The organism is Sphingomonas sp. NPDC079357, from assembly GCF_044901155.1.
Classification (GTDB): Bacteria; Pseudomonadota; Alphaproteobacteria; order Sphingomonadales; family Sphingomonadaceae; genus Sphingomonas.
This window is the reverse complement of the sequence record NZ_JBJDOM010000006.1, coordinates 1-24,792: the sequence shown is the minus strand read 5'-3', so window position 1 is coordinate 24,792 and position 24,792 is coordinate 1. Positions and strand designations below refer to the sequence as shown.

The window sequence follows — 24,792 nt, the reverse complement described above, 5'->3', positions numbered from 1 at the left end:
AGCTACGCGGATCGATTGAAGACGAGGTTAATGGTGCGGCAGTAAAAGACCATGACCATCGGATGATGTTGATGTTGTCTTTGCGTAACAATCTCGGCGTTAAGCAGTGTAGAGTGGCTTACGTCTTCTTAACGGCTTGCCCTTATCATAGCCGTCCGACGCAATGATTGAGGGCAGGCGGCATCATGGAAGTGAGGAGCGCGCGGGTGACGGTCGAGGATGATGTGACGGCGGCGTTGCGCCGCGCGGTCGGCTTCGCCGGACTGTTCGGGCTCACCGCGCTCGCGGCCGTCGCCTGCACCGCGCGCAGCTCGCAGCCCGCGTCTGGAATCACGACGGATCGCCTGATCGCGCAAGAGGCGTTGTGGCAGGCGGAGGTCAGTGGCGCGCCGACGATTGCGTTGCCCCCGGCGCTGGTCGCGCGTCGCGCCGATCCCAAGGTCGCGGCGGTGTTGGCCGACGTGCAGCACCAGCTTGCCGCCGATCGTACGGCTGCGGCGGCGCGGCGGAACATGGTACTCCAGCGGATGACGGTGGTGCGCGCCGATCGCGATCTGCGCGAATCGCAGCGCGCGGTGCTGTCGCTGAAGATCGACCAAGCCTATGAGCGTGCGCAGCAACGAGGGACGGGCGGCAACAGCGACCCGCTTCAGCACGAACTGGCGCAGCTCAAGGTCCAGATGGCCAAGGTCAACGGCGACGCCGCGATGGCAAACCGCCAGCTGAACACATTGAATGACCGAATGATGGCGTTGGCCAACGCCGAACACGCCCGGGCGGCGCAGCACCTTTCGGCGGTCCGCGATCAGCTTCGCGGCGGGTAATCCGCTCCCGCCGCCATCAGGCCGCGGGAGGGACGATCAATAGGAGCCGCGCTGGAACAGCACGCTGGGCACCGTATAGGCGATGATCTTGACGTTCATCGCGCAGGACCGCGCACGGCTATAGGTGACGTCGTAAGCGACCCGGCGACGGTAAGAAACGTCGTTGCGGCCGCCGACCTGCCACAGTCCGGTAATGCCTGGTCGCACCGCGCAATAATGTTCGAAGTAGCGGCCATAGCGGCTGATCTCGCCGACGACGATCGGACGCGGGCCGACAAGGCTCATGTCGCCGCGCACGACGTTCCACAACTGCGGCAGTTCATCGAGGCTGGTCTTGCGCAGGAAGCGACCGATACCGATCACCCGCGGATCGTCACGAAGCTTGTGATCGCGTTCCCACTCGGCGCGCGCCTCGGGACTGGTCTCGAGCAGGTGGCGAAGTCGCGCATCGGCATCCACCACCATGCTGCGGAACTTCAGGCACGGGAAGGACCGCCCGCCGCGTCCGATCCGCTGGTGCGCGAAAATCACGGGGCCCGGGTCGAGAATGTAGATCACTGCGGCGACGATCGCCATCAACGGGGCGAGGATGATCAATGCGGTGACGGCAAGCGTCACGTCGAGCACCCGGCTGGCGACATCGTCCAGCCGTTGCCACTTCGCATTATCAATCATGCCGTTCGCCACGCCGGTCCGGTCCGGCGCAACCATCACGGTCGCTTCATGCACGGCTTCGCTCCCTGACGTTACGCTGCATCGCAACAATTAGATCAATCTGGTGAAAATGAAAACCGGAAGAAAGTTGGTCTTCCTTCGTCTCACCCCGCGGTCATGGCATTCCATCGTGGCGGTGGTTAAATTAACGTTTACCGAATCGGTTCCGGTCGGGCGGCAAGGCGTGGCCTTGGCGGGACAAGCTGTTAAGGTGGTGTGGAACACCTGAAAACATGCTGTGCCGAAGCGGGTCGCTTTGCGATGTCCGGTGCTTGTTCATAATCAATCCCTGCCCTAACCGCCGAGGCAGGAGCCCATACGCTTTTGAATCATCGCGAAGATATAGACGGACTGCGCGCACTTGCGGTCGTACCGATCGTGTTGTTCCATTTTGGGGCGGCATTGTTGTCTGGCGGCTATGTCGGCGTCGATGTGTTCTTCGTCATCTCGGGTTTCGTGATCGCCCGGAGCATCGCTGCCGACGTTGATGCCGGACGGTTCAGCGTGCGCGCTTTCTATGTGCGCCGCGTCTGTCGGATCCTTCCTGCTCTGGTCGTGACGGTCGCCATCACGACAGTGGCGGCGATCTGGCTGCTGCTGCCCGAGGATCTCGTCACGCATTTCCGCAGCGTGGCGGCGATCGGGGGCTTTTCCTCGAACATTTTCTTCTGGCGATCGTCGGGCTATTTCGAGGCGGCAGCGCAGACCCGACCGCTGCTGCATAGCTGGTCGCTGGCGGTGGAGGAGCAATTCTATTTCTTCGCGCCGGTGCCGCTGGCGCTGCTCCATCGACGCTGGCCGCGGGGCTGGTTGCGCGCGATCCTGATCGTCGCGGCGGGTAGCCTCGCGGTGTCGATCGCGATGGTGTTCACCGCGCCTACCGCCGGCTATTTCCTGTTGCCGAGCCGCGCCTGGGAGTTGTTGCTGGGCGCTGCGGTCGCGCGGGCCAGCGCGGCACCGTCGCAAAAACCAATGGCGCGAGAAGGCCTTGCGGCGCTGGGGCTGGCGATGGTGGCGGGCAGCATGGTGTTGCTCGACGAGAAATCGGCGTTCCCCGGCTGGAACGCGCTGTTTCCCTGTGTCGGCACGGTGCTGATCATCCTTGCCGGTACCGGCGCCGGGCGGATGCCGGTGGCCAATCGCCTGCTCTCGACCGCCGGCCCGCGCGCGATCGGGCGCATCTCCTATTCGCTCTATCTGGTGCACTGGCCGATCGTGGCCTTTTTCCAGTACCGGCTGATGCGGCCGCCGACCGCCAGCGAGGGCGCAGCGATGCTGATCGTCAGCATCGCCCTGGCGGCGCTGTCCTGGCGGTTCGTCGAGGAACCGGTACGCCGCTACGCCTACCGCCTGCGTGACGTGCCGCGCGCGCAATGGCGGGTCATCGGGGTCGGGCTGGCGGTTTCCACGACGCTGATCGCGGCCGGGCTGGCGGGTGCGGCGGCGGGCGGCTGGCCGCAGCGTTTCCCCGGCTATCACCCCGTTGCGGTCAGCGGGCAGGAGCTGTGGGGCGGGGCGACCTGCTTCAACGAAAATCCCTCCCGCCCGATCGCACGGCGCGCCGATCGGTGCACGCGGACACACGGGCAGGGCGGGCGCGTCCTGCTGTGGGGCGACAGCCATGCCGCGCATTACATGCCGGGCCTGATCGCCGAGCAGCGCGCGCTGGATCGTACGGTGCTGCAATATACCTTCGCCGGTTGCCCGCCGATCTTCGCGTATTTCTCGGCGGCGCGGATCGGCTGCTCGCAAAGCAATGCCCGCGTGCCGGCGCTGATTCGGCATTACGGCATCACGAGGGTGGTAATCGCCGCGCGCTGGGACGAGGTGCCGTGGCGGACGCTGCAGCAGCTGCACCTGACGGTCGCGGCGCTGCAACGGCTGGGCGTACGGGTCACGGTGATCGGCCCCTCGCCGATCTTCGGCGTCACCCCGCAGGCGTTCGACTATCTCTCCGGTCAGGCGGGGCACCGGACCGGCACGGCGGTGGCGCGGCTCGATCCGGGCATGACCGCGCTGGTGCGACGGGAAGCGGCACGGGCGGAGTACGTCGATCCGCTACCGAGCCTGTGTCCGAACGGTGCCTGTCCGTATCGCTCCGGCTCGACCTGGCTCTATGCTGACGACGGGCATCTGTCCGCGGCCGGCTCGCGTCAGGCGGCACGCGCCTTCATGATCGCCGCGCTCACCCGCGGACCCTGACCCGCCGACTTGTCAGAACAGGGTCGCGATGGCCTTCGCAACCGCTGCCCACAGCAGCGCCGAGCCGCCGACGATCACACCAAGCCGCACACTGCCCGGAAAGCGCCGGATTTCCGGCTCGGGTGCGGGATGCACGATCGGCGCGTTCGAGGTCATGTGGATGACGGTGCCGCCCCGGAACGTCTGCATGACCTCGGCGCGGCCCAGCGGCTGATCGAACTCGCAGCCATATCCGCCCGGCACCTGCCGCACGACCCGCGCGCTGGCGCGACCGCGCCCGGGCAGGCCGATCGTGACCATGCTGCCGATCTCCAGCCGTGAATCGGTGGCGACGCTGAACCCGGTTTCGGACAGGTCGCGCACATAGACGTCGGTCGCCTCCGCGCGCTCGTCACGCAGCGTGGATGGTTGGTTGATCGTCTGCCGCTCTGCCGAACGGCGGTCGTCGGAGTCGTCGTCAGGAAGCAATATTGCCGGAATGAGCATCGCCGCGCCTTTCGCTAAGCATCAGGGAAGTAAGGGTCGCAGCGCTACCAGCGGGTTAATGCACCGCCGATTTTGCGCTTGCGGAAACAAGATCGAGAAAGTTCGTTCATCGCCGTGCAAGTTTTCTGTGCCGTTCCGGGACGGAGGGCTGAAGACCGGGCCAATGGAGAGGCAGATGCGCGTCGATCGAACGGAACAATTTGCCGCAAGTGGCGTGCCGTTGGTCTTCGATCGATTCGGATTAATCGGTCCGTTCGTCGCGGACGTGATTGACCCGCTTTCCACCGCACGTGGCATCGTAACCGGCATGACGATGGCGCTGCTGCTCTGGACGATAATCGCCGCATTGCTGATCTGACGCCGCGCCTGCCCGCGCCGAGGAATGGCCGTCCACACGATCAGCTCCGCAACGCCACGACGTGCGGCTTGGCGGTCCAGCTGAACCCGCTGAACGTCTTGAGCTGCTTGCCGTTGCCGAGATCGCCGCCGTTGCAGCTCAACAGCTTATTGATGCAATTGTCGGTCCACATCCGCATGACCGAATCGTCCCAGGCCCCGAACCAGTCGGCGTGAAAGGTGCTGCCCGGTCGCATCATCGGCATGCCGGGCATCTCGTCTGACGCCAGGTGCCAGCTCGTCTTGCCGCCATCCCAGGTGCCTGATGTGTCGAGGTCCGCGTCGACGGTGTACCATGCGCCGAGCGTGAACGCCGGGATCACATACGGATGATCCGCCGGGCACTTCAGATAGCCCCAGTCGCCATAGCTGGCGAAGGCGACGTGCGAACGATGGTCCGGGCTGTCGAGGTTCTTGCCATCCCAGCAATTCGGCGCGCCGATGGTCGCGCCGAGCTGGTTGCCGACCGGGCAGTTCTTTCCCGCCTCGACGATGTCGTTGTAATGCCCCGATACCGCCGTGGGACCCTGGCAGTTGAACGAGCCCGAGCCATATTTCGCCGACATGCTTGCCATGTCGAAGCCGAAGATGAAGCGCAGCCCGCGCGGAAGGTCGACGCAGGCCTTGCCCATGCGCTGACATTCCGGGTCGTCCTTCGGCAGACGCTTGTAGTAAATGCTGATGTAATCGGGCCGGACGACCCCGCCCTTGCCGTTCAGCATCGCCGGGATCCAGTAGGCGCTGCGATTCAGCGGGCCGTTGCAGGTGCTCTCACCCGTGGTCCGCAGGCTTTCATAGGTCGAGTTGGCATTGGCCAGCGTGTTGCCGAAGAACTGGTGGAGATGCGAGCGGCCCGGCTGCCCGGGAAACACGACCGGATCGTCGCGAAGTTCATGGCTGGGATTGCAGATGAAGCGGAATGCGCCGACCACATCGGGCTTGCCGCTCACCGCGATCTCGCCGGTGCCCCACGATGGGACCAGCTCGGCATTCACGTCGAAGTTGCTGGGAATTTCGGGATAGCCGTCCGAAACAGCGAGGCTGCCCGGCGCAACTGCCGCCGTGGGGGCGGGCGTCGCGCTTGGTGTGGGCGTGGGCGTCGGCGTCGCTGTCGGGACCACGGCGACCGGCGCCGCAGCGGTCGGCGTCGACGCGCTGCCGCCGCTTCCCCCGCCGCATGATGCAAGTGCAAGCGCGCCGGCGAGTTGCGCAAAGGATCGACCGGTGCGACGCGCCAGCGTCCCCGGTGCCGCATGACGCAGCAACGACTTCATTGGAAAGCTCCAGCCCCGGGGAAGTCGGACAGCGTCCGGTCGGGATGGCTCTTTCTAGCCCGCGGTGGTTAGGGCGGAGTGAAGCGGCGTGGTTACGACGCGGTAAACCTTGCCGCGCGGAAGACGGTGGGTGTCAGCCGCCCGCGACACCACGACGGGCAAGCCGGCGTTTGAAGCGGCGCGCGAATTGCGCAGCCTGACGCAGCACCGGCCAGCGATCGAAGAAGCGCAAATCGGCGATGTCCGTGCGCGACGGGCGCTGGTCGGCGATCGGCGGCACCGCGAAATGCGTGACGATCGCCGGGTGCGCGCGGCGGTACCAGACATAGGCGCCGTCGATCGGCGGATGATCGTCGAGTGCGAGCAGCCCGCGCAGATAGGTAGCGAGCGCGGGAACGATGTTGGCGCTAAAGCCCATGCAATGCGCGCCGATGATGTCGCTGCGCTGCAGATCATCGGGCTGCGCAGCGTAGTGGCCGCCATAGAAGATCTGCCAGCCGGCGGGCAGCGCGGTGTCGCGCGCGGCGGCGGTGAAATCGACGTCGTCCTCGAGGATCAGCACGCTTGCCCCCTGCGCCGCCGCTTCTTCCAGTATGGCGAGATGGCTGTGATAGACCCCGCGCGCGCCGATCGAGGTGAAGGTGCCGGCGTCGTCGAAGCGGCACGCATCAAAGAAGGCGACGCGCGGATCGCGATCGGCTCCGATCCGCCGCAGCTCGCCAACCATCTGCGCGCGCCGGTCGGTACGATGCTTCAGGTTGATGACGCGGACTCGGTCGAAATGGTCGAACAGCATCGTCTCAATCCTTACCGAAGCGGCGCGCGAGCGGAAGCACGGCGGTCGCGATATCGAACTCGCGTTCCACCTTCGCGCGCGCGGCGGTCGCGAGCCGGTCGCCGAGATCCGGTTCGCCGCGCAGCCGTGCGATAGCGCGCCGCAGGTCATCCCAGTCACCAGGGCGGAACAACAGACCCTCGACGCCATCCTCGATCAGCTCTGGCACGCCCGCGACGCGGCTGCCGATCACGGGCACGCCCATCGCCATCGCTTCCATGAGCACGATTGGCAGCCCTTCCATGAAGCTGGGCAGCACGAGCAGGTCGGCACGCGCGATCGCGGCAAGCGTCGCGGCTTCGTCGAGGCGGCCGGCGAAGCGGACGCGGTCGACCATCCCGTGTGCGGCGACCGCTGCCTCGATCCCGGCGAGCATGGGCCCGTCACCGACGAGCGTCAGCGACATGTCGAGCGGCGCAATCGCCTCGATCAGCCCAAGGTGGCCCTTTTCGGCGGAAAGCCGTGCGACGCAGACGATCTCGCGCCGCACGCCGCTGCGCGGTGGTGCGGCGGGGAGCCTGGGCAGGTCGAGCCCGCAGCGCACGGTCGCGAACTTGTGCCAATGTGCGGGCGCGGTGACCCGCATCGCCTGGGCGCGCCCGAACCACGAGACGCAGGCAGCGAACTCGGCGGCCTCCAGCTTCGCACCGAGCGTCAGCCCGGCGGGATAGTCGGTTTCCGAGATGCCGTGCAGCGTCAGGCTCCACGGTAGCCCGGCAAAGCGCGCCGCCAGCATCCCGACCGTCGCGCCGGCATTGGCGAAGTGATTGTGGACATGGCCGATCCCGTCCTCGCGCAGCATCCCCGCGAGCACGACCGCCTCGGCGAAGTGGAACAGCGACCAGAGCATCGCCCTAGCGCCGGGCGCCCGGTGACGCAGCGCAAGTCGCAGCAGCGAGAACCACGCGCCGGGACGCGTGGTCACCGCACGAAGGTGCGCACCAAGCAGGGTCGCCATCCGCATCGGCAGCACAAAGCGCGTGGTGTCGAACGATGCCTTGTCCTCGGGCGCCTTCAGCTCGGCGGACGAGGGACGGCGGACGCTGTAGGTGCGGATGTCGACGCCGTGGCGACGCAGGCTGTCGACCTCGCGGCGGATGAAGGTGTGTGACGAGGCCGGATATTGGCTCACGACATAGGCGATGCGCGGGTCGGTCATTTGTAGGTGATCGCCGAGGTGAGGTGACGCGCGCGCCGGTAACGGATGATGCCCTGAAGCTCCGGGAACTTGGCGAGCATCGTGAAGAAGGCATGCGGCCACGCCATGCCGCGCGGCTGCCCGCCGCGCAGCGCGATCCGCGCGACCTGCGCGGCAAAGGCGGCGACGGGGAGCAGCAGGAACGCCGAATGAACGAGCAGCGCCAGCACGACGCCGACAAACGGGATGATCCCCGCCCAGAGCTGCGCGCGCTTCACCTCGGTGCGATACAGCGGCTGGGGCAGCGCGGAGGTGGCGTCACCGGCCTGGGCATAACCAAAGCCGGTGCGCACGGCGCGCCACCACCATTGCTTCAAACGCACCATCGCGGCGTCGTGGCGCGTCATCTCGGCATCTATCCGCCACACGCGCCAGCCGGCGGCGCGCAGCCGCGCGCACAACTCTGGCTCCTCGCCGGCCGTGAGCGTGTCGGTGAAGCCGCCGAGTGCGCGGACGGCGGCGGCGCGCATCAGCGAATCGCCGCCGCACGCATTCGCCTCACCGATTGGTGTATCCCATTCCATGTCGCAGAGGCGGTTGTAGACCGACGCATCAGGGAAGCGTTCACGTCGTCGCCCGCACACCACCGCGACATCGGGGTGCGAATCGAGGAATGCGGTGGCGGTCGCCAGCCACGCACCGTCCAGCTCGCAATCGCCATCGACGAATTGCACCAGTTCGACCTCCGGAAGCGCCGCCAGCCCGGCGTTGCGCGCCCGCGCCGCGGTGAAGGGCCGCGTCAGATCGAGGTCGACCACCGTCGCACCCAAGTCGCGCGCGCGCTCGGCGCTGCCGTCGGTCGAGGACGAGTCGACGTAGACGACCGCCGCGCCGGTGCCGTCGAGGGCGCGCAGGCAGCGGATCAGCCGTTCGCCTTCGTTGCGTCCGATCGCGACGATGCCGATCCGCGTCGGCGTGGTGGGGGAAGGAAAGGTCATGTAGCCGCAGCGGTCGTCCAGTGAGCGTTGCGAATCAAGCCGGATTGATCCACCGCCCATGCCTCTAGCATCGCGGCGGTTAAATTCGAGGGACCGCGGAGCGTGCGTGCGTGCAGGAGAAGGACATGACGATGCGGATTCTCTTTGCCCTGCCCGGCTTCCATCGCTTTGAGCGCGGTGCCGAGATCGCGTTGCTGTCGCTTGCCGCCGAGCTGGGGCGGGCCGGCGAAGACGTGACGGTGATCGGTTCCGGTGAGGCGCGTGCGGGTACGCCGTACCGCTTCCTCCACGCCGGATCGGTGCGTCGCGAGCGACTGGAAAAGCTGCCGCGCATTCCGGCTTTGCGCAGCGACACCGGCTGGGAAGAGGCGACCTTCGCGCCCGGGCTGTTGCGCGCCTATCGTCCCGCCGACCATGACGTGACCGTCACCTGCTCGTTCCCGTTCACCAACTGGGTGCTGCGGCGTCCGGTGCGCGGCGGACGCCGCCCCCCGCATGTGTTCGTCACGCAGAACGGCGACTGGCCGGCGATCTCCAGCGATTCGGAGTTCCGCACCTTCGGTTGCGAGGGGCTGGTGTGCACCAACCCCGATTATCTCGAGCGCAACCGCGACCGGTGGCGTTGCGCGCTGATCCCAAACGGGATCGATGCCACGCGCTTTACGCCCGGTGCGGCGGAGCGCGCCCGGCTTGGCTTGCCCGAGACGGGGCCGGTCGTGCTGATGGTCAGCGCGCTGATCCCGTCAAAGCGGGTCGAGGACGGCGTCCGCGCGGTCAGCCACATGCCGGGCGCGCAGCTCGTCGTCGCGGGCGACGGGCCGGAGCGCGAGGCGGTCGACAGACTGGCGGGCGAGCTGCTGCCGGGGCGCTTCCGCCGCCTGACCGTCGCGGCCACCGAGATGCCCGCGCTCTACCGCTCGGCGGACGTGTTCCTGCACCTGTCGAAGGAAGAATCGTTCGGAAACGTCTATATCGAGGCGCTTGGGTGCGGCGCCCCGGTGGTCGGACACGATTCGGCGCGGCTGCGCTGGATCGTCGGTGACGATGCGGTGCTGCTCGACACGTCGGACCCGGTGGCGGTTGCCCGCGCGCTGGAACAGGCAATCGCGTCGCGCGACACATTGGTACCACGCGGCGTGGCACGGGCCGGCAATTTCGCATGGCCGCGCGTGGCTGCCCAATATCGCGCGTTTCTGGCGGAGGTGATCGCAGCCGGGCAGCGGGCATAGCCGTTCGGCCATGCCCGCCCGCGATCAGTTCACGAAGTCGCGGAAATACTCGATGGTCCGCTCCAGCCCCTCGCGGAGCTGAACCTGGGGCTCCCAGCCGAGCTTGTCGCGCGCGACGGTGATGTTGGGCTGGCGCTGCATGGGATCGTCCTGCGGCAACGGACGATAGTCGAGCGTCGAGCGCGAGCCGGTCAGCTCGATCACCAATTCGGCGAGTTCACGAATGGTGAATTCGTTCGGGTTGCCGATGTTGACCGGTCCGGCAAAGTCCGGCGCGGTGTCCATCAGCCGGAGGAAGCCGTCGACCAGATCGTCACGGTAGCAGAAGCTGCGGGTCTGCGATCCGTCGCCGTACAGCGTGATCGGCTCGTCCTTCAGCGCCTGCATGATGAAATTGGAGACGACGCGACCGTCGGCCGGATGCATCCGCGGGCCGTAGGTGTTGAAGATGCGCGCGACCTTCACTTCCAGCCCCATCTGCCGGTGATAGTCGAAGAACAGGGTCTCGGCGCAGCGCTTGCCCTCGTCATAGCATGAACGGATGCCGATCGGGTTGACGTTGCCCCAATAATCCTCGGTCTGCGGATGGACGTGCGGATCGCCGTAGACCTCGCTGGTCGACGCCTGGAAGATCTTGCACTTCAGCCGCTTCGCCAGCCCCAGCATGTTGATCGCGCCGATCACGCTGGTCTTGGTCGTCTGCACCGGATCGTGCTGGTAATGGATCGGCGAGGCCGGACAGGCGAGATTGTAGATCTCGTCGACCTCGACGTAGAGCGGGAAGCACACATCGTGGCGCATGAACTCGAAGCGCGGGTTGCCGTGCAGATGCTCGATATTGCGCTTGGCGCCGGTGAACAGATTGTCGACGCACACCACCTCGTCGCCGCGCTCCAGCAGGCGATCGATCAGGTGCGAACCGAGAAAGCCGGCGCCGCCGGTCACCAGGATGCGCTTACGTGACTGATAATTCCGCGCCATTCGGCCCTGATCCCCTGCTTGTCGCCCGTCTGCGAACGCCGGGCGGCGTCGCATGCAAAGCGTTAGTTCGTGGCTACTAAGGAGGCGTTACGCCTTGCGCAAACACTGTTATGGAACATGGATATGCAGCGGATTCCGATCCTTGACGGCTGGCGCGCGCTCAGCATCCTGATGGTGCTCGCCGGGCACCTGCTGCCGCTCGGCCCGCATTGGTGGAGCATGAACGCGGCGGTGGCGGGGACCGGCATGGCGCTGTTCTTCACGCTGTCCGGATTTCTGATCACGCAGTTCATGCTGCACCGACCCGACGTTCGCGCCTTTCTGATCCGACGGTTGTTCCGCATCGTGCCGCTGGCGTGGCTGGCGATGCTGATCCTGACGATCGCGACGCGCGCCGATGTGCAGACGATGCTCGCCAACCTGCTGTTCATTGCCAATCTGCCGCCGGTGCGGCTGCTGCACGGCGGGGAGCATCTGTGGAGCCTGTGCGTCGAGGTGCAATTCTACCTGCTGGTGGCGTTGATCGTGGCGCTTGCCGGCGCGCGCGGGCTGCGGGTGCTTCCCGTGCTGTGCGTCGCGGTGACGCTCGGCCGGGTCGCGGATGGCGCGTTGATGAGCAATTATACCTGGCAGCGCATCGATGAGATCCTCGCGGGAGCGACGCTGGCCTTGCTCCATGCGCGGCTGGTCGCGGCGCCGGTGCGGCGGGCACTGCCGGCGTTCCTGCCTTTGCTGCTGCTGGTCCTGACGGTGGCGGCGGCCAATGAGACGACAGGGGCGCTCAACTATCTTCGGCCCTATTTCGCCGCGGCAGCGATCGGCACGTCGATCGTCGCGGCGCCGCGCTGGATGCGCGCGCTCTTCGCCTCGCGTCCGGCGCGTTACATCGCCGAGGTCTCCTATGCGGTGTACGTGTTCCACGGAATGCTGTCCGCGACATGGCTGGGGAGCGGCGACACGCTGGTGCGCTATGCCAAGCGCCCGCTGCTGTTCGCCGCAACCTTCGCCGCCGCGCATCTGTCGACCTTCCGGTTCGAGCATCCGATGATCGCGCTCGGCAAGCGGCTCGAGCGGAGGCGCGTGGTCGCCGCCGCCTAACGCCCGGCGCGCAGCCAGTCGGTCGGGCGCTTGCGGGCGAGGCCGAGGTACAGCGGGATCTTCCAGAGGATGTAGAGCGGCAATCGCGCTGCCGCCGCGCCGGACAGAAATGGCCGCCCGACTCGCGCCCATGCCGCGATCAGCGCCGCCAGCGCGAGCAGCAGCCATCCGCCGAGCAACAGTGCCGGCCATGCAGCGGCTCCCAGCAGCGCCAGCACGCCGAGGGCGATCAGCCCGACGACATCGAGCAGCAGCAGCAGCGTCAGCGGCGGCACCGCGAGGCTGAGCCCCGCCCAGATCGCGCGGGGCTTGCCCGTGCGCAACCCGGCGGCAATCAAGGGCAGCGCATGTCGGCGCGAGGTGGCGATGAAGCCACCCTCCCAGCGCGTCCGCTGCTTGAGCGTACCCTCTGCGCTGCTCGCCGCGCTCCACACCGTCGCTCCGGCGGCGAAGCGTGGCGGCGCGCCGCGCGCGGCGAGATCGAGGCCGAGCGCGAGATCCTCGACGATATCATCAGTGGCCAGCGGGGCGTCGCGGAAGACCGGCCAGGGAAAGGCCATGCCGGTCCCGGTCAGATTGACGCGCCCGGCCAGCCGCTGGAGGCCGCGCTGACGGACAAGGTTTTTGATCGCAAAGGCGAAGTTCGACACCTGCACCATCGGCGCCGCGTCACGTTCGGGACGCATCAGGTAACTGGCCTGCGCGGGCGCGTGATGCGCCGCATCCGCCAGCGCGCGCAGCGAGGCGCGGTCGATCGTACAGTCGGCATCGAGCACGATCGCCACCGCGCAGGGCGCGGCCTGCGCGGCGAGATGATCGCGGGCGTGGGCGAGCGCGAAACCCTTGCCGCGACGGGACGGATCGTCGCGGCGCAACACCTGCGCCCCGGCCTGTTCGGCGAGCGCGGCGGTATCGTCGGTGCAATTGTCCGCGACCACCAGGACGCGGAAGCCATCGGGCAGTTCGGCGGCGAGCAGGGTCAGCGTGCGCGTGATGACCGCGGCTTCATCATTGGCGGGCATGACGATGACCACCGGACGGTCGGTGACCGTGGCCGGCACGGGCGCCGGCATCGTGCGCAGTCCGGCAAGCACCTCGATCGCGAACGCCGCGGTCAGCACCACGAGCGGCGCGGCGAGCGCCACCGCCACGATCGTCGCGATCACCTCCATTGCCGCACCCCTTTGCCCGCCCCACGTTTCAAGCGACCGCGTGTAGGCGGTCGCGCGATCAACCGCCATGCCACGGCAACAGTTTACCGGACCTTGAGGAAGATAGCGCCATGGTCGGGCGTCCCGCGTCGGGAAGCGTCGACACGGCCGCGATGTCGCGTCGGTTGCAGCAAGGGGTAGGAATGTCTAGAAGGATTAGGCCGGAAGGGGCGCCGGTGCCAGCCAGGATTGTGCCCGCGCGTCGGAATCAGACAAGGTGAACAACGAAGCCGTCGGAACTTGGGAGGCTGCGGATCGCAAGCCGGCGCGACGCCGCGCCGTGCCGCTGCGATGGCCGAAGCTGCCGCCGTCCGCATGGCTGCTGATCGCGGGGATCATCGCGCTTGGCATCCCCACGATGCTCACTGTCGCACGCGTCAGCTGGTCGACCGAGCAGGGCGGGCATGGTCCGCTGGTGCTGGCGACCGGGCTGTGGCTGATGTGGCGCGAGGTGCCAGGCGCGCTGCGGCTGCGCGAGGCGGGCAACGCGTTGCTGGGGGGTGCCTTTGTCGCCTTGTGCCTGCTCGCCTATCTGGTCGCGCATATCACCGGCATCATCGAGGTCGAGGGCTTTGCCTTCTACGGTGCGTTGCTGGGAGCTGGTTACCTGCTGTTCGGCGGGCCGGTGCTGCGCGAATTGTGGTTTCCGCTCTTCTATCTCGGCTTCATCTTCCCGCCGCCCGATCAGGCGGTGGCGATCATCACCCAGCCGATCAAGATTGCGATCTCCGAACAGGCGGTCAATTTGCTCTATGCGCTCGGCTATCCGATCGGCAGCTCGGGCGTGTCGATCCAGATCGCGCAATACGATCTGTTGGTCGCGGCGGCCTGTGCGGGGCTGAACTCGATCATCAGCCTGACCGCGATCTGCCTGTTTTACATCTACGTCCGGCACCACGCCAACTGGCGGTACAGCGCGCTGCTGATGCTGACGATCATCCCGATCGCGGTCTTCGCCAATTTCGTGCGCGTCATCCTGCTCATCCTCATCACCTATTATTTCGGCGACGCCGCCGCACAGGGCTTTGCGCACGATTTCGCCGGGTTGGTGATGTTCCTGATCTCGGTGCTGACGATCTTCGCGATCGACGGGCTGGCCGCGCCGCTGCGCCGTGCCCTGGGGAATGGCCATGACGACGACTGACCGCGTGCACCACGAACCCGTGCTCAGCCGACGCCAGGCCATTCTCGGTGGTGCGTTCCTGCTGACCGCAGGGACCGCGGTCGCGCGCGTCCCACGCCACCACATCGATCTGCTGGGCGACCGCAAGATCGACAAGCTGATTCCGCAGAAGATCGGTGAGTGGGAATTCTACTCCAAGAGCGGGCTGGTCGTGCCGCCCGCCGACCAGCTCAAGGACGCGCTCTATTCGCAGCTGATGACGCGCGTCTATGTCGCCGCCGATGCGTTGCCGGTGATGCTGCTGATCGCACAGAGCGGTGGACAGACCGGCGTGTTGCAGGTGCACCGGCCCGAATATTGCTACCCAGCCGGCGGCTTTACGCTGATGGGGCGCGATGTGATGCCGGTGGCGCTGCCGGGTAGCCGGCTGGAGGCGACCGCGATCACCGCGACCGCCGACGACCGTACCGAGCAACTTCTATACTGGACGCGTGTCGGCGAGGACATGCCGCTCACCTGGGCGCGGCAGCGCTGGTCGGTGGCGCGCGCCAATCTGAAGGGCGACGTGCCCGACGCGGTGCTGGTGCGGGTGTCGGCGCTCACCCCGGATCGCGAGGCCGGGATGGCGACGCTGACCCGGTTCGTGCAGGCGATGTTCGCCTCGGTTCCGTCCGACGTGCGGCGCTTCCTCGATATCGACGCGCGCTGATCGGCGTCGGCCCGTGCCGTCAGGACCGGCGCGGCAGCTCGATCGGCTTGAGCACCAGCAGGATGAAGGCGAGATTGGCGACGATCAGCAGGCTGGCCAGGAGGTCATGCCCGTCGTTGCCGAGGTAGTTGGCCAGCGCGCACATCGCCGCCCCGGCGAGATAGGCGATCATCGAATCCTGATGATCGTCCGCCATCGAACGCTGCAGGAACAGCACGACGAGGCCGGCAAAAATGGCCAGTGTGACCCAATCGTAGACCGTTTCCATGCAAGGTTCCCAATTACCGCCAAGAGGCACTACAGGATTTGTCCGGCGGGTGCTAGTAACGCTGCAATACCGAAGTGACACAGGGGGAATCAGATGTTTAAGCGTGGTGCCTTGCTGACCGTGACCGCCCTGGCGCTCACCACCGCAGCCTGCGACCGGAAACCGACCGGGCAGAGCGTCGCGGTGGTCAACGGTGAGGAAATCTCGGCCGGTGAGTTGAACGGCGAGTTGCAGATGGCGAACGTGCCGCCCAGCGCCGACCAGAAGCTGGCGCGGCAGCAATTGCTGCAAGGGCTGATCGATCGCCGCCTGCTCGCGCAGGCCGCGCGCAAGAACGGCGTCGACAAGTCGCCGGAGTTCCTGAGCCGCCAGCGCCGCCTGACCGACGAGTTGCTGATCGCGATGAACGCCGAGCGTCAGGCCGGCAGCCAGAAGCTGCCCGATCAGGCGGCGGTCGACGCCTTCATCGCGCAGAATCCGTATCAGTTCGGTCAGCGCCAGATTCTCGCGCTCCAGCAGATCGCGATGGATGCCCCGTCGGATGCGAAGGTACTGGCGCCGCTGGCCGACGCACATTCGCTCGACGCCGTGGCCGCGACCCTGACCCGGTTGAAGATACCCTTCACCCGCACCAGCGGTCGCCTCGACACCGCTACCGTCCCGCCCGAAGCGCTGAAGCGCATCTTCTCGCTGCCGGCGACCGAGCCGTTCGTGCTGCCCGCGAATGGGAAGCTCTACGCCAACATCATCGCCGGGCGTGAGCCGGTGCAGATGTCGCAGGACGATATGCGCAAGGCGGCGCTGGCGGCGCTGCGTCAGCAGAACACCCGCAACGGCCTGGCGGCGGACGTGAAGCAGCTTCGCTCGACCGCGAAGATCGAATATCAGCCGGGCTATGCACCGGTCGCGAACGCGACCCCGGCGGCCGGAGCGGTCAAGAAGTAAGCTCCCGCCAGTGGGGCCGGCAGCGATGCCGGCCCCGTTCAATCGCAGCTTGTCGCAAGGCGTACCATCTGCATAATACACCTCGTGTACACGGGGGACATCATGCGGATCGGGACGAGAGTTAGGCGCGGACTGGCCGCGCTGGTGGCGGGCAGTTTGCCGATCGCCGTGGCGGCACAGAGCTATGCGCCGAGCTTCCACCCGGATCGGCTCAAGGGGCCGCCGCCGGGGCCGCCCAATCAGGTGCTGGTGCTTGGCACCGCCCATCTTTCCTCATTCAAGACGCTGCGCCGGGAGGCGCTGGCGCCACTGCTCGACCGGCTCGCCGCCTGGCGTCCCGAGGTCATCGCGACAGAAGATCTGTCGGGGCTGCAGTGCGATTCCATGCGGCGCTACCCGTCGCGCTATGCCGAGACCATCGAAGCCTATTGTCCCGACGCGACGGCATGGGGGCGCGCGCTGCGGCTCGACGTGCCTGCGGCCACCCTGGCGGCGGAGCAGATGCTCGAGACATGGCCCGCGTCACCAACGGCGGGGCAACGGCGGCGGTTGGCGGCGTTGTTCCTTGCGGCCGGCGAGCCCGCCTCCGCCTTGGTGCAATGGCTGCGGCTGCCGGAGCGCGAGCGCCGGGTCGGCGACGGGCTCGACGCTGCGATGGTCGCGGAGCTCGCGCGGCGCTGGGACCGGCCGGGAGAGACCGAGTGGGTGGGGGTCGCGCTGGCGGTGCGGCTCGGGCTGGAGCGCGTTCATGGCGTTGACGACCACACGGCGGATGCCCCCGATGCACCCGGTTTCGGCGCGGTGATCGGCCGGGTGTGGGACAATGCCGCCACGCGTCAACGACAGGCGTTTACCGATCCCCTCGACCAGAAGGTCGCGGAGCCCGGCGGCGTGATCGCGCTCTATCGCGCCTACAACTCGCCGCGCGCTCAGGACCTTGCCTATCGCAGCGATTTTGGGGCGACCTTCCTCGAACCGTCCCCGCAACGCTTTGGTCGCACGTATCTGGGCTATTGGGAGACGCGTAACCTGCGGATGGTCTCCAATATTCGCGACGTGCTGGGACGCCATCCGGGCAAGCGCTTGCTCGCGATCGTCGGTGCCTCGCACAAGGGCTATTACGAAGCGTATCTCAATCAGATGCACGACGTGCGGCTGGTCGATGCCGCGAAGGTGCTGCGATGAGTCCGGCGGACGCCACGCGGGCGCCCGCCATCCGCCCTATTTGTTGTAATAGTCGCTATAGCCCGCCCCATAGCCATATCCGTAATTGTCGGTCAGCAGGCCGCCGTCGAAGCGGTTGAGAACGACCCCCGCGCATGGCGCCTGATCGAGAACGTGCAAGGCGTCCTGGATCTGCTTGCGGGTGGTGCGGCCTTCCTCGACGATCAGGATGAACGCGTCGAGCTTGGTGGTTACGATTGTCGCATCGTCGTTGGCGAAAACCGGCGGCAGGTCGCACAGGAAGATATTGTGCGTCGGGCGGGCGCGCATCGCGGCAACCATCGCATCCATGCGCGGCGACGACAGCAATTCGGCCGACCGCGCCGGGGCATTGTCGGTCGGCAGGATCACCAGCCGCTCGCCCTCCGGGTGAACTGCCACATCGCTGAGCGCGGGGATCGTACCTTCGAGGAAGTCGCGCATCCCACGTTCGACCGTCAGCCCGAAATTGGTCGCGATCGAACCGCGGCGCAGGTCGAGATCCACCAGCGTCGTGTCGATGCCGGGCGTGCGCGACAGCGCTGCCGACAAATTGGTTGCGACGAACGACTTGCCTACCGCCGGTGTCGCCGAGACGATCCCGAACAGCCGCCAGCCCTTGTTCCGGTGCAGCTTGAGCAGCCGCGAGCGGAGCAGATTGAACGGACGCGAGCGCACGTCGCGGCTGTCAAAGCCATAGATGCCACGTTGTTTCGCCTCGGTGGCCGTCCAGGCAAACTGGCGTGCCTCCTGCAGCGTCGGCAGCGGGGTTTCAGGGCGCAAATCGCTGGCGATCTTGGTCATCACGTTCTCGGTCATCACAGCGCCCCCTGCGGTTCGGCGTCAGCGCGACGCCGCCGCCGCAGTGTCGGCAAGCGGAAGAAGCGGCCCCGCGACTTTTCGCCGGGTGGCAGATCGGGAGCGAAGGTCGGCACCAGCGCCAGCGGTTCCAGTCCGAGGCTCTGGATCTGCCCAACGCCGCGGATCGGGCGCAGCAGGAATTCGAGCGCCAGCGCCAGGACGATCCCGAGCCCCAAGCCGCCGGCGATACCGCCGCCGATCAGCATCAGACGATTCGGCGAAACCGGCTTGTCGGGCGCGGAAGGCGGATCGATCACCGACAGGCGCTCACCCTTCTGCTCCTGGGCCATTCGCGCCGAGTTCTGCGCACGCAGCACGTTGCCCGACACCTCGCGGAGTTGGTCGCGGAGCGTCGACGCGCGCGCCTCTAGCTGCGATACCTCTTCCTGCAACACCGGTGCGCGCGACTGCGCCGCCATGCCGGCCGCGGCGCGTGCCTCGTCGGAGGCGCGATATTGCTGGAGCTGTGCGACCTGTGCGTTGTTCGCCTGGATCTGGCTCTGGATCAGCGAGATGTCCGAGCTGCCGCCTTGCGACGCGGCGATTTCCTTGGCCTGTTGCAGTCGCGCCTTGGCGCGCACGACGTCCGGATGGCTTTCGGCGAAGACCGCGCGCGCCGCGACCAGTGCCGATTCGGCCTGCTGGACCATCGGGTCCTTGCCGCCGCTGCGCTGAACCTGCGCCATCAACTGACGGTTCTCGCTCTGCAATTGCGCGATCTGCGCGCTGTAGCTGCCGGTGTTGGCGGGCATCACCACTCCGCCGCTGGCCAGCGTGCTGCCGTTGCGTGCCTTGATCGAGGTGATCTGGCCTTCGATCCCGTTGATCTGCTCGGTCAGCTTTCGCGACTGATCCTGAAGGAAATCGACGGTGTTATTGGCCTGCGCCGCCATGGTGGTAGCGTCAATTTCGAGAAAGCGGCTGACGAAGCTCTGCATCACCGCCTGCGCCTTGGCAGGGTCGGCATAATCATAGCTCATCGTGAAGGCGATCGTGTTGGTGCCGCCCGGCTGTGCGCCGCCACCGATGTCGCCGCTCACCGCGCCGAGTTTCGTCGCTTCCTGCATCTTCGTCACGATCGACGACAGCGGCTTGGAACGACGCTCCTTCTCGTAAAGGTTGTTCTGCTCGATCAGCGCGATCAGGTCGCCACGGCTGAGCACCTGCTCACGGATCTTGGCGATCCGCTGGTCGATGATCGTGTTGATCGGCGAGGTGACGAGCGTGGAGGGCAGTTCCTGTGACTCGACAAGCAGCGTCGCGCTCGACCGATAGACCCGCGGCATAACGAACGCGGTTACGATCCCGGCGATCGACAGCAACACGAACGGTACGATGATGAACCACTTACGCTCCCACAAAATGCGTGGGATGTAATTGATGAAGCCACCGCCGCTGGCAGCCTGGTCTTCGGTATCTACGCTGTCACTCACCGGATGTCGCCCAATCTGGTTCGCAGGAAAAGCCGGAAGGTCACGTCGGACGGACTCCCGAAGCCGCGGCCGTTCGCCTGGCGATAGCCCACCGACGCACCCGCGAAGACGCGGCGCGTGAAGCTGCGCTCATAGCTGGCCTGACCGCTCAGGAAGTCGGTCCGCGGTGCCTGCAGGGTTGTGTTTGAAGTGCTGGTCAGCCGCGAATATTCGATAGACGCGCGTACCACGTCGAACTCGCGCAGCTGGTAGGAATAATCGGCCGCCGCCCCCATCCGCCGCGACACGTCGCCTAGCCCGGTCGGCTGCGCGTCGCTATAGCCGCGCAGGCACTGGATCGACCGGCCGGCGGTGCGGCAACCGTTGAAGTTGCCCGAGAAGCCGGTGGCGTTGACGGTGCCGCGCGGCGTGGTCGACGACACGAAGATCAGCCCCGCTCCGCCCGACAGCGTCACGTTCTGGCTGAGTTGATAGTTCACCGTCGCCTGCGGCGAATAGGTGTGACCCGAATAGCCGGGATTGTCATAGTCGATCCACGTTCCCGACCCTTGTGCACCCACGCTCAGCCGCTCCGACAGGCTGCGGCTATAGCCGACCGTTGCACCCGTGGTTCGCGAGGACAGGAGCAGACCATTGTTGCTGCCGCCGCCATAACTGACGCGATTGATGCTTGCCTGCGCAGTGATCGTGTCACGCGTGCTGAGACGATAATCGCCGCCGATCGAGGACGATATCGAGCTTTGCCGCTGGTTGAGGCCGATCAGCGTGATGTCGGGCGTCCCGAGCACCGGGCTCGGCGCAACCGTCGGGTCGACGACGCCGACGATGCCCAGTCCGCCCTGCCCGATGATCGAGCTGTCATACGACAGGTCGGCCCGCAGGTTGAGCCGCGAACTCATCGCACGGCGGGCGAGCGCACTGAAGCCATAAGCTTCCGCCGGGCTGTAGCGCGTCAGATAGTCGCTCCGACGATAGCGCGCGACCAGTGATGCCGTGTTACGCTCGTCCACGAAGCTCACTTGCGGGGTGATCGCCAGTTCGGTGGACGCTGAGCCGTCGCCGCCGCCACGGATCAGGAACGGGTTGGTCGCGTAAGCCACCCCCGCCGACACATCGACCGAGGCGCGCGTCTCCTGCGCGACCGCGGGAGCGAGCGGGAGGACGACGACGGCAGACGCGAGCAACAGCGCGGCAGAACCGCGCGCTACGCTTTTACCTTGCATCACGGGACGATGACCGTGTCGCCGCCACGTACGAGCGGCAGCGTTTCATTGCTGACGTCGCTGACCTGCCCTTTGAGAATGTCGCTCAGGCGGACGCGGATCGCCTGCACGCCGGTCGGGGTCTTGCGAAGAATGACGACGTTGCTGAGCTGCGCGAACTCACCCGGGCCGCCCGCGAGGCTAAGCGCCTCCAGCACGTTGACGTACCGGCCGGGGTTGAACGATCCCGGGCTGCGCACCTTGCCGAGTACCGAGAATTGCAGGCCTGCCGGGGTCTTCACCGATACCGTGACCTGCGGCACCGCGGTCCGGTACTGCGACTCCAGCCCCTTGGTGATCCGCGCCTCGATTTCGCTCGGCAATGCGTTGAGCGCATCGACCTTGCCGACCAGCGGGAAGGAGAAGGTGCCGTCGGGCAGCACGCGCTCGGTGCGTTGCAGCCGCTCTTCGCCCCAGACGAAGATTTCGAGTTCGTCACCCGGATTGATGCGATACGGTACCAGCGCGCCCGGCGCGGCAGCGGCACGCGCCGAGGCGGCGGCCGGCTGTTGCGCCAGCGCCGGCGTGGCGTGAAGCAGCAACAGGCCGATGCCGCAAAAAAGCTTGGTCTTCATGTCGTTCCCCCATGCCGACGTACCGGCGCCCGCGACGCCGCCCGTACACGGCCGCTTTCCTTCGTTTGCCAGCCCGTCCCTTATCGGGTAAAGCGCTGATCGTCAGGTGCCTTACAGCATTTTCCTTACGAAGTACGTACGAGATTGTTGGGGGCGGGCAGCATTCTGGTGCGGGGGGCAATTGTGAAGCGGACCCCGGTTGGACGGGCGGGCAGGCGGCGGGTCATTTTCGCCGCCGCAGCCGTGCTGATGCTCGTGTCGGGCTGTCGATCGCGGGAGGAGCGCGCGGCCAAGTTCGCGGCGGTGTACGAGGCCGCGATGGCCAACAACGATCCCGTTATGGCACGGCTGGCGATGCAGCAAGCGGTCGGCTTCGACGATGCCAACCCGGATTACTGGCAGCAGCTTGGCGGTGTCGAACTGGCGCTGGGCGACTATTCGGGGGCGTACAACGCCTATCTGCGCGCCAACGAACTGGACCACAGCCGCCCGGCGGTCTTGCAGGCACTCGCCGACCTCGCGGTGATCGGCGGCCATACCGACGATGCGCAGCGTTATGCCAAGCAGGTCTTGCTGCTGCGCCCCGACGACCCCGCGCCACAGACGACATTGGGTTTCGTCGCGTTGCGCAATCGCGATTATGACGCGGCGCTGAAATATGCTGATGCGGTGCTGGGCGTGCGCGTCGACGATACGAACGCGACGATTCTCAAGGCGCGCGCGCTTGCGGGGCTGGCGAAGCCTGACGCCGCGCTGACGCTGTTGCGCGATTTTGTTGCGGGTCATCCCAGCGATGCGTCCGCGCTGGACGCGCTGGGTGATATGTCGGGGCGCTTCGGCAATCTCGCCGGACAGAAGGATGCACAGAGCCGCGAACTGGCGATGCGGCCCAAGGATGTCGGGCTGCGGGTCAATTATGCGCGCACGCTTTACAAGCTGGGCGAGCGCGCTGCGGCGCACGACCTTACCTATCCGCTGGCCAGCAGTGGCGAGCATGAGGGCCGACTGATCGACATCCTGGGCCTGTGGCTGCAGTACGAGCCGCGCGACACGGCAGTGGCGGAGGTGCGGCACCTGGCGGCGCAGGCGTCGACCCCGGACAAGATGCGCTACGCCTATTTCCTGATGCTGGCGGGACAGGCCGGCGAGGCGGAGGCGCTGGTCGCGCCGCTGGTTTCGCTGCCGGTCACCGCCGCCAACGCCGCGCCGCTGGCATTGCTGGCGCAAACGCAGGCAGCGCAAGGCCGCGATGCGGACGCGCTCAAGCTGCTCGACGCGGTGTTGGCGTTCGACGAGGGCAATATTCTTGCGCTCCGCGCGCGAACCGACCTCTATCTGCGGACCGGGCGCGGACGGCAGGCGGTGTTCGATGCGCAGCGGCTGGTGGCGAGCAAGCCGCGCTCGGCGGACGATCGCGTCCGGCTGGCGCGCGCCTATGCGATGGCAGGGCAGCCGCAGCTGGCGGAGAATACCTATCGCGCCGGTATCCAGGCGATCGGCGGCGGCGACCCGCTGCTGTTCGACGGATTGCGGAAGTTTCTTGTCAAAGCCGGACGGTCGGACGAATTGGCCGATCTTCAGCAGCAATTTGTTGAGCAAAAGCGGGTAGCGCGGGCGCAATGGTAGCGCGGGGCGGAAACGGCCCAACGGAGTCGGGACGGCAACAGGTGGCGGGTTCGAGATCGGTTCAGCGTCGGCGCTTCACGTCGAACGTCATCCCCTCGATGGTGGTCGCGGTAGATCTGTTATGCCTGATCGCCAGCGCGCCGATCGCTGTGATCCTCTACACCCTGGTCTTTCAGCAGCCGGTGGTGCCGGGAGTGCATACCGCCGCCGGCTTCATCGCGGGGGTCGCCTTTTTCCTGATTCGCCAGTCGCGCGGCGTCTACAGCCAGTCGTTCGTGATCCTGCAATCCGGCGACACCGCGGTGGCGGTCGACTATCTGATGTCGGCCTTGCTGAGCAGCGCGATCGTCTGGCAATTCGGGCTGGTCGACGAATTTTCGCGTGGGCTGACGCTCGCCTATGTCGGCTCGGTCACGGGATTGCTGTTCATCAGCCGCTTCGTGTTGCGCGCGACGCTGCGCAGGATGGCGAGCAGCGGGCGATTGCGGCAGCGTGTGGTGCTTTATGGCGCCGACAAGGAGACGTTGGCACGGACGTGCCGAATGCTGGACCTGCAGGCGCTGCCTCAGCTGATGCTGGTAGGGGTGGCGGATGACTACACCCGCGCGACGGCGCCCGATGCGGTAGACGATCTGCCGTTCATCGGCGGCTTTCCCGAGTTGCTGGCGAAGGCACGCGAGGGCGAGGTCGATCAGGTGTTGATCGCCCTGTCCGACATGACCCGCGAGCGGATCGAACTGATCATCGAAAAGCTCAGCGAGGTGGCGGTCGATGTGTCGCTGATCCCGCGCGAGGCGATCGCGCTCGCGCCCGACTATCGCGTCAATTTCGTCGGGCAGATCCCGGTGCTGACGCTGTGGCAACGCCAGATGCGCGACGGCAACACGATCGTGAAAGATCTCGAGGATCTCGTCGTCGCGGCGCTGGCGCTGCTGTTCCTCTCGCCGCTGTTGCTGCTCACCGCGGCGGCGATCAAGCTGACCAGCCGCGGCCCGGTTATCTTCAAACAGCCGCGTTTCGGGTTCAACAACCGCGAGATCCTGGTCTGGAAATTCCGCTCGATGTACACCGATCGTCAGGATGTGAGCGGTGCGGCGCGCACCACGAAGGGCGATCCGCGCGTCACGCCGGTCGGGCGGCTGATCCGCAAGCTGAGCATCGACGAACTGCCGCAGCTCTGGAACGTGCTGCGCGGTGAGATGTCGATCGTCGGGCCGCGTCCGCATGCCACGCACATGAAGGTCGGCGACCATTATTATTTCGATGCGGTGCGCGGTTACGGGGCGCGGCACCGGGTCAAGCCGGTTATTACCGGTCTGGCGCAGGTGCGCGGGCTGCGCGGCGAGATCCAGACGATCGACCGCGCGAAGCGACGCGTCGAGCTCGATCGCTACTACATCG

The 24,792-nt window shown here is 66.6% G+C and carries 24 protein-coding genes; 11 read left to right on the top strand and 13 right to left on the bottom strand.

The features are described from left to right. Window positions 1–185: 185 nt before the first annotated feature. A complete protein-coding gene (locus ACI2JO_RS15840) occupies window positions 186–824 on the top strand; it encodes a hypothetical protein (protein WP_404721583.1) in 639 nt (212 codons plus the stop codon). A gap of 36 nt (window positions 825–860) precedes the next feature. On the opposite strand, the gene ACI2JO_RS15835 is transcribed toward ACI2JO_RS15840, so the two are convergent. Next, window positions 861–1,553 (bottom strand): sugar transferase, encoded by a 693-nt coding sequence (locus tag ACI2JO_RS15835; RefSeq protein ID WP_404721582.1) that lies wholly within the window; start codon window positions 1,551–1,553, stop codon window positions 861–863. A gap of 309 nt (window positions 1,554–1,862) precedes the next feature. On the opposite strand from ACI2JO_RS15835, the gene ACI2JO_RS15830 reads away from it, so the two are divergent. Beyond that, window positions 1,863–3,740: an acyltransferase family protein gene (locus ACI2JO_RS15830; protein WP_404721581.1), complete on the top strand. Its 1,878-nt coding sequence runs from the start codon at window positions 1,863–1,865 to the stop codon at window positions 3,738–3,740. Window positions 3,741–3,752: 12 nt separating this feature from the next. Here the strand turns inward: ACI2JO_RS15830 and ACI2JO_RS15825 are convergent, their stop codons facing one another. Beyond that, a complete protein-coding gene (locus ACI2JO_RS15825) occupies window positions 3,753–4,226 on the bottom strand; it encodes a PilZ domain-containing protein (protein ID WP_404721580.1) in 474 nt (157 codons plus the stop codon). A gap of 175 nt (window positions 4,227–4,401) precedes the next feature. Between ACI2JO_RS15825 and ACI2JO_RS15820 the strand changes: the two genes are divergently transcribed. Further along, a complete protein-coding gene (locus ACI2JO_RS15820) occupies window positions 4,402–4,584 on the top strand; it encodes a hypothetical protein (RefSeq protein WP_404721579.1) in 183 nt (60 codons plus the stop codon). Window positions 4,585–4,624: 40 nt separating this feature from the next. Here the strand turns inward: ACI2JO_RS15820 and ACI2JO_RS15815 are convergent, their stop codons facing one another. From ACI2JO_RS15815 to ACI2JO_RS15800, 4 genes are all read right to left on the bottom strand, one after another. Then, window positions 4,625–5,896 (bottom strand): DUF1996 domain-containing protein, encoded by a 1,272-nt coding sequence (locus ACI2JO_RS15815; RefSeq protein ID WP_404721578.1) that lies wholly within the window; start codon window positions 5,894–5,896, stop codon window positions 4,625–4,627. A 133-nt stretch (window positions 5,897–6,029) separates the two neighbouring features. Further along, entirely contained in the window at window positions 6,030–6,692 is a 663-nt protein-coding gene (locus ACI2JO_RS15810; RefSeq protein WP_404721577.1) for a hypothetical protein, read from the bottom strand. A 4-nt stretch (window positions 6,693–6,696) separates the two neighbouring features. Continuing rightward, window positions 6,697–7,890 (bottom strand): glycosyltransferase family 4 protein, encoded by a 1,194-nt coding sequence (locus ACI2JO_RS15805; RefSeq protein WP_404721576.1) that lies wholly within the window; start codon window positions 7,888–7,890, stop codon window positions 6,697–6,699. Continuing rightward, window positions 7,887–8,867 (bottom strand): glycosyltransferase, encoded by a 981-nt coding sequence (locus ACI2JO_RS15800; RefSeq protein WP_404721575.1) that lies wholly within the window; start codon window positions 8,865–8,867, stop codon window positions 7,887–7,889. Before ACI2JO_RS15800 ends, ACI2JO_RS15805 begins: the two co-directional genes overlap by 4 nt. Before the next feature lie 125 nt (window positions 8,868–8,992). On the opposite strand from ACI2JO_RS15800, the gene ACI2JO_RS15795 reads away from it, so the two are divergent. Beyond that, window positions 8,993–10,096, top strand: a complete 1,104-nt coding sequence (locus ACI2JO_RS15795) for a glycosyltransferase family 4 protein (RefSeq protein ID WP_404721574.1) — start codon at window positions 8,993–8,995, stop codon at window positions 10,094–10,096. A gap of 24 nt (window positions 10,097–10,120) precedes the next feature. Here ACI2JO_RS15795 and ACI2JO_RS15790 read toward each other — a convergent pair whose 3' ends face one another. Continuing rightward, window positions 10,121–11,077, bottom strand: coding sequence for a UDP-glucuronic acid decarboxylase family protein (locus tag ACI2JO_RS15790; protein WP_404721573.1), 957 nt, complete (start codon window positions 11,075–11,077; stop codon window positions 10,121–10,123). 123 nt (window positions 11,078–11,200) lie between these two features. On the opposite strand from ACI2JO_RS15790, the gene ACI2JO_RS15785 reads away from it, so the two are divergent. Continuing rightward, window positions 11,201–12,175 (top strand): acyltransferase family protein, encoded by a 975-nt coding sequence (locus ACI2JO_RS15785; protein ID WP_404721572.1) that lies wholly within the window; start codon window positions 11,201–11,203, stop codon window positions 12,173–12,175. On the opposite strand, the gene ACI2JO_RS15780 is transcribed toward ACI2JO_RS15785, so the two are convergent. Next, window positions 12,172–13,416, bottom strand: a complete 1,245-nt coding sequence (locus ACI2JO_RS15780) for a glycosyltransferase family 2 protein (RefSeq protein WP_404721571.1) — start codon at window positions 13,414–13,416, stop codon at window positions 12,172–12,174. The two genes, ACI2JO_RS15785 and ACI2JO_RS15780, sit on opposite strands and share 4 nt — an antisense overlap. Before the next feature lie 187 nt (window positions 13,417–13,603). Between ACI2JO_RS15780 and xrtV the strand changes: the two genes are divergently transcribed. Beyond that, window positions 13,604–14,530, top strand: coding sequence for an exosortase V (gene xrtV / locus ACI2JO_RS15775; protein WP_404721570.1), 927 nt, complete (start codon window positions 13,604–13,606; stop codon window positions 14,528–14,530). After that, entirely contained in the window at window positions 14,517–15,218 is a 702-nt protein-coding gene (gene epsI / locus ACI2JO_RS15770) for an exosortase-associated protein EpsI, V-type (RefSeq protein ID WP_404721569.1), read from the top strand. The genes xrtV and epsI overlap by 14 nt, the downstream gene beginning before the upstream one ends. Window positions 15,219–15,237: 19 nt before the next feature. Here the strand turns inward: epsI and ACI2JO_RS15765 are convergent, their stop codons facing one another. Further along, window positions 15,238–15,486 (bottom strand): XrtV sorting system accessory protein, encoded by a 249-nt coding sequence (locus ACI2JO_RS15765; protein WP_404721568.1) that lies wholly within the window; start codon window positions 15,484–15,486, stop codon window positions 15,238–15,240. Between the two features lie 93 nt (window positions 15,487–15,579). On the opposite strand from ACI2JO_RS15765, the gene ACI2JO_RS15760 reads away from it, so the two are divergent. Then, a complete protein-coding gene (locus tag ACI2JO_RS15760) occupies window positions 15,580–16,431 on the top strand; it encodes a SurA N-terminal domain-containing protein (protein WP_404721567.1) in 852 nt (283 codons plus the stop codon). Between the two features lie 102 nt (window positions 16,432–16,533). Next, window positions 16,534–17,616, top strand: coding sequence for a DUF5694 domain-containing protein (locus ACI2JO_RS15755; RefSeq protein ID WP_404721566.1), 1,083 nt, complete (start codon window positions 16,534–16,536; stop codon window positions 17,614–17,616). 36 nt (window positions 17,617–17,652) lie between these two features. On the opposite strand, the gene ACI2JO_RS15750 is transcribed toward ACI2JO_RS15755, so the two are convergent. The 4 genes from ACI2JO_RS15750 to ACI2JO_RS15735 are packed head-to-tail and all read right to left on the bottom strand — an operon-like array spanning window position 17,653 to window position 21,765. Then, window positions 17,653–18,453, bottom strand: a complete 801-nt coding sequence (locus tag ACI2JO_RS15750) for a CpsD/CapB family tyrosine-protein kinase (RefSeq protein ID WP_404721565.1) — start codon at window positions 18,451–18,453, stop codon at window positions 17,653–17,655. Further along, the gene (locus tag ACI2JO_RS15745; protein ID WP_404721564.1) at window positions 18,453–19,928 is read right to left on the bottom strand and encodes a GumC family protein; all 1,476 of its coding nucleotides are present in this window, start codon (window positions 19,926–19,928) and stop codon (window positions 18,453–18,455) included. Before ACI2JO_RS15745 ends, ACI2JO_RS15750 begins: the two co-directional genes overlap by 1 nt. Then, a complete protein-coding gene (locus ACI2JO_RS15740; RefSeq protein ID WP_404721563.1) occupies window positions 19,925–21,151 on the bottom strand; it encodes a hypothetical protein in 1,227 nt (408 codons plus the stop codon). The genes ACI2JO_RS15745 and ACI2JO_RS15740 overlap by 4 nt, the downstream gene beginning before the upstream one ends. Continuing rightward, entirely contained in the window at window positions 21,151–21,765 is a 615-nt protein-coding gene (locus ACI2JO_RS15735) for a polysaccharide biosynthesis/export family protein (protein WP_404721562.1), read from the bottom strand. Before ACI2JO_RS15735 ends, ACI2JO_RS15740 begins: the two co-directional genes overlap by 1 nt. A gap of 183 nt (window positions 21,766–21,948) precedes the next feature. On the opposite strand from ACI2JO_RS15735, the gene ACI2JO_RS15730 reads away from it, so the two are divergent. Both ACI2JO_RS15730 and ACI2JO_RS15725 read left to right on the top strand, forming a co-directional pair. After that, window positions 21,949–23,391 carry a tetratricopeptide repeat protein gene (locus ACI2JO_RS15730; protein WP_404721561.1) on the top strand — a complete coding sequence of 481 codons (1,443 nt, stop codon included), beginning with the start codon at window positions 21,949–21,951 and terminating at the stop codon, window positions 23,389–23,391. A 41-nt stretch (window positions 23,392–23,432) separates the two neighbouring features. Continuing rightward, window positions 23,433–24,792, top strand: a 1,360-nt coding sequence (locus ACI2JO_RS15725; RefSeq protein ID WP_404721560.1) for an exopolysaccharide biosynthesis polyprenyl glycosylphosphotransferase, incomplete at its 3' end; no start/stop codon positions are given.

Coding starts and splice junctions, on each gene's coding strand:
- ACI2JO_RS15840 (WP_404721583.1), top strand. CDS start 186: ATGGAAGTGAGGAGCGCGCGGGTGACGGTCGAGGATGATGTGACGGCG.
- ACI2JO_RS15825 (WP_404721580.1), bottom strand. CDS start 4,226: ATGCTCATTCCGGCAATATTGCTTCCTGACGACGACTCCGACGACCGC.
- ACI2JO_RS15820 (WP_404721579.1), top strand. CDS start 4,402: ATGCGCGTCGATCGAACGGAACAATTTGCCGCAAGTGGCGTGCCGTTG.
- ACI2JO_RS15815 (WP_404721578.1), bottom strand. CDS start 5,896: ATGAAGTCGTTGCTGCGTCATGCGGCACCGGGGACGCTGGCGCGTCGC.
- ACI2JO_RS15810 (WP_404721577.1), bottom strand. CDS start 6,692: ATGCTGTTCGACCATTTCGACCGAGTCCGCGTCATCAACCTGAAGCAT.
- ACI2JO_RS15805 (WP_404721576.1), bottom strand. CDS start 7,890: ATGACCGACCCGCGCATCGCCTATGTCGTGAGCCAATATCCGGCCTCG.
- ACI2JO_RS15800 (WP_404721575.1), bottom strand. CDS start 8,867: ATGACCTTTCCTTCCCCCACCACGCCGACGCGGATCGGCATCGTCGCG.
- ACI2JO_RS15795 (WP_404721574.1), top strand. CDS start 8,993: ATGACGATGCGGATTCTCTTTGCCCTGCCCGGCTTCCATCGCTTTGAG.
- ACI2JO_RS15790 (WP_404721573.1), bottom strand. CDS start 11,077: ATGGCGCGGAATTATCAGTCACGTAAGCGCATCCTGGTGACCGGCGGC.
- ACI2JO_RS15785 (WP_404721572.1), top strand. CDS start 11,201: ATGCAGCGGATTCCGATCCTTGACGGCTGGCGCGCGCTCAGCATCCTG.
- ACI2JO_RS15780 (WP_404721571.1), bottom strand. CDS start 13,416: ATGGCGGTTGATCGCGCGACCGCCTACACGCGGTCGCTTGAAACGTGG.
- epsI (WP_404721569.1), top strand. CDS start 14,517: ATGACGACGACTGACCGCGTGCACCACGAACCCGTGCTCAGCCGACGC.
- ACI2JO_RS15765 (WP_404721568.1), bottom strand. CDS start 15,486: ATGGAAACGGTCTACGATTGGGTCACACTGGCCATTTTTGCCGGCCTC.
- ACI2JO_RS15760 (WP_404721567.1), top strand. CDS start 15,580: ATGTTTAAGCGTGGTGCCTTGCTGACCGTGACCGCCCTGGCGCTCACC.
- ACI2JO_RS15755 (WP_404721566.1), top strand. CDS start 16,534: ATGCGGATCGGGACGAGAGTTAGGCGCGGACTGGCCGCGCTGGTGGCG.
- ACI2JO_RS15750 (WP_404721565.1), bottom strand. CDS start 18,453: ATGACCGAGAACGTGATGACCAAGATCGCCAGCGATTTGCGCCCTGAA.
- ACI2JO_RS15740 (WP_404721563.1), bottom strand. CDS start 21,151: ATGCAAGGTAAAAGCGTAGCGCGCGGTTCTGCCGCGCTGTTGCTCGCG.
- ACI2JO_RS15735 (WP_404721562.1), bottom strand. CDS start 21,765: ATGAAGACCAAGCTTTTTTGCGGCATCGGCCTGTTGCTGCTTCACGCC.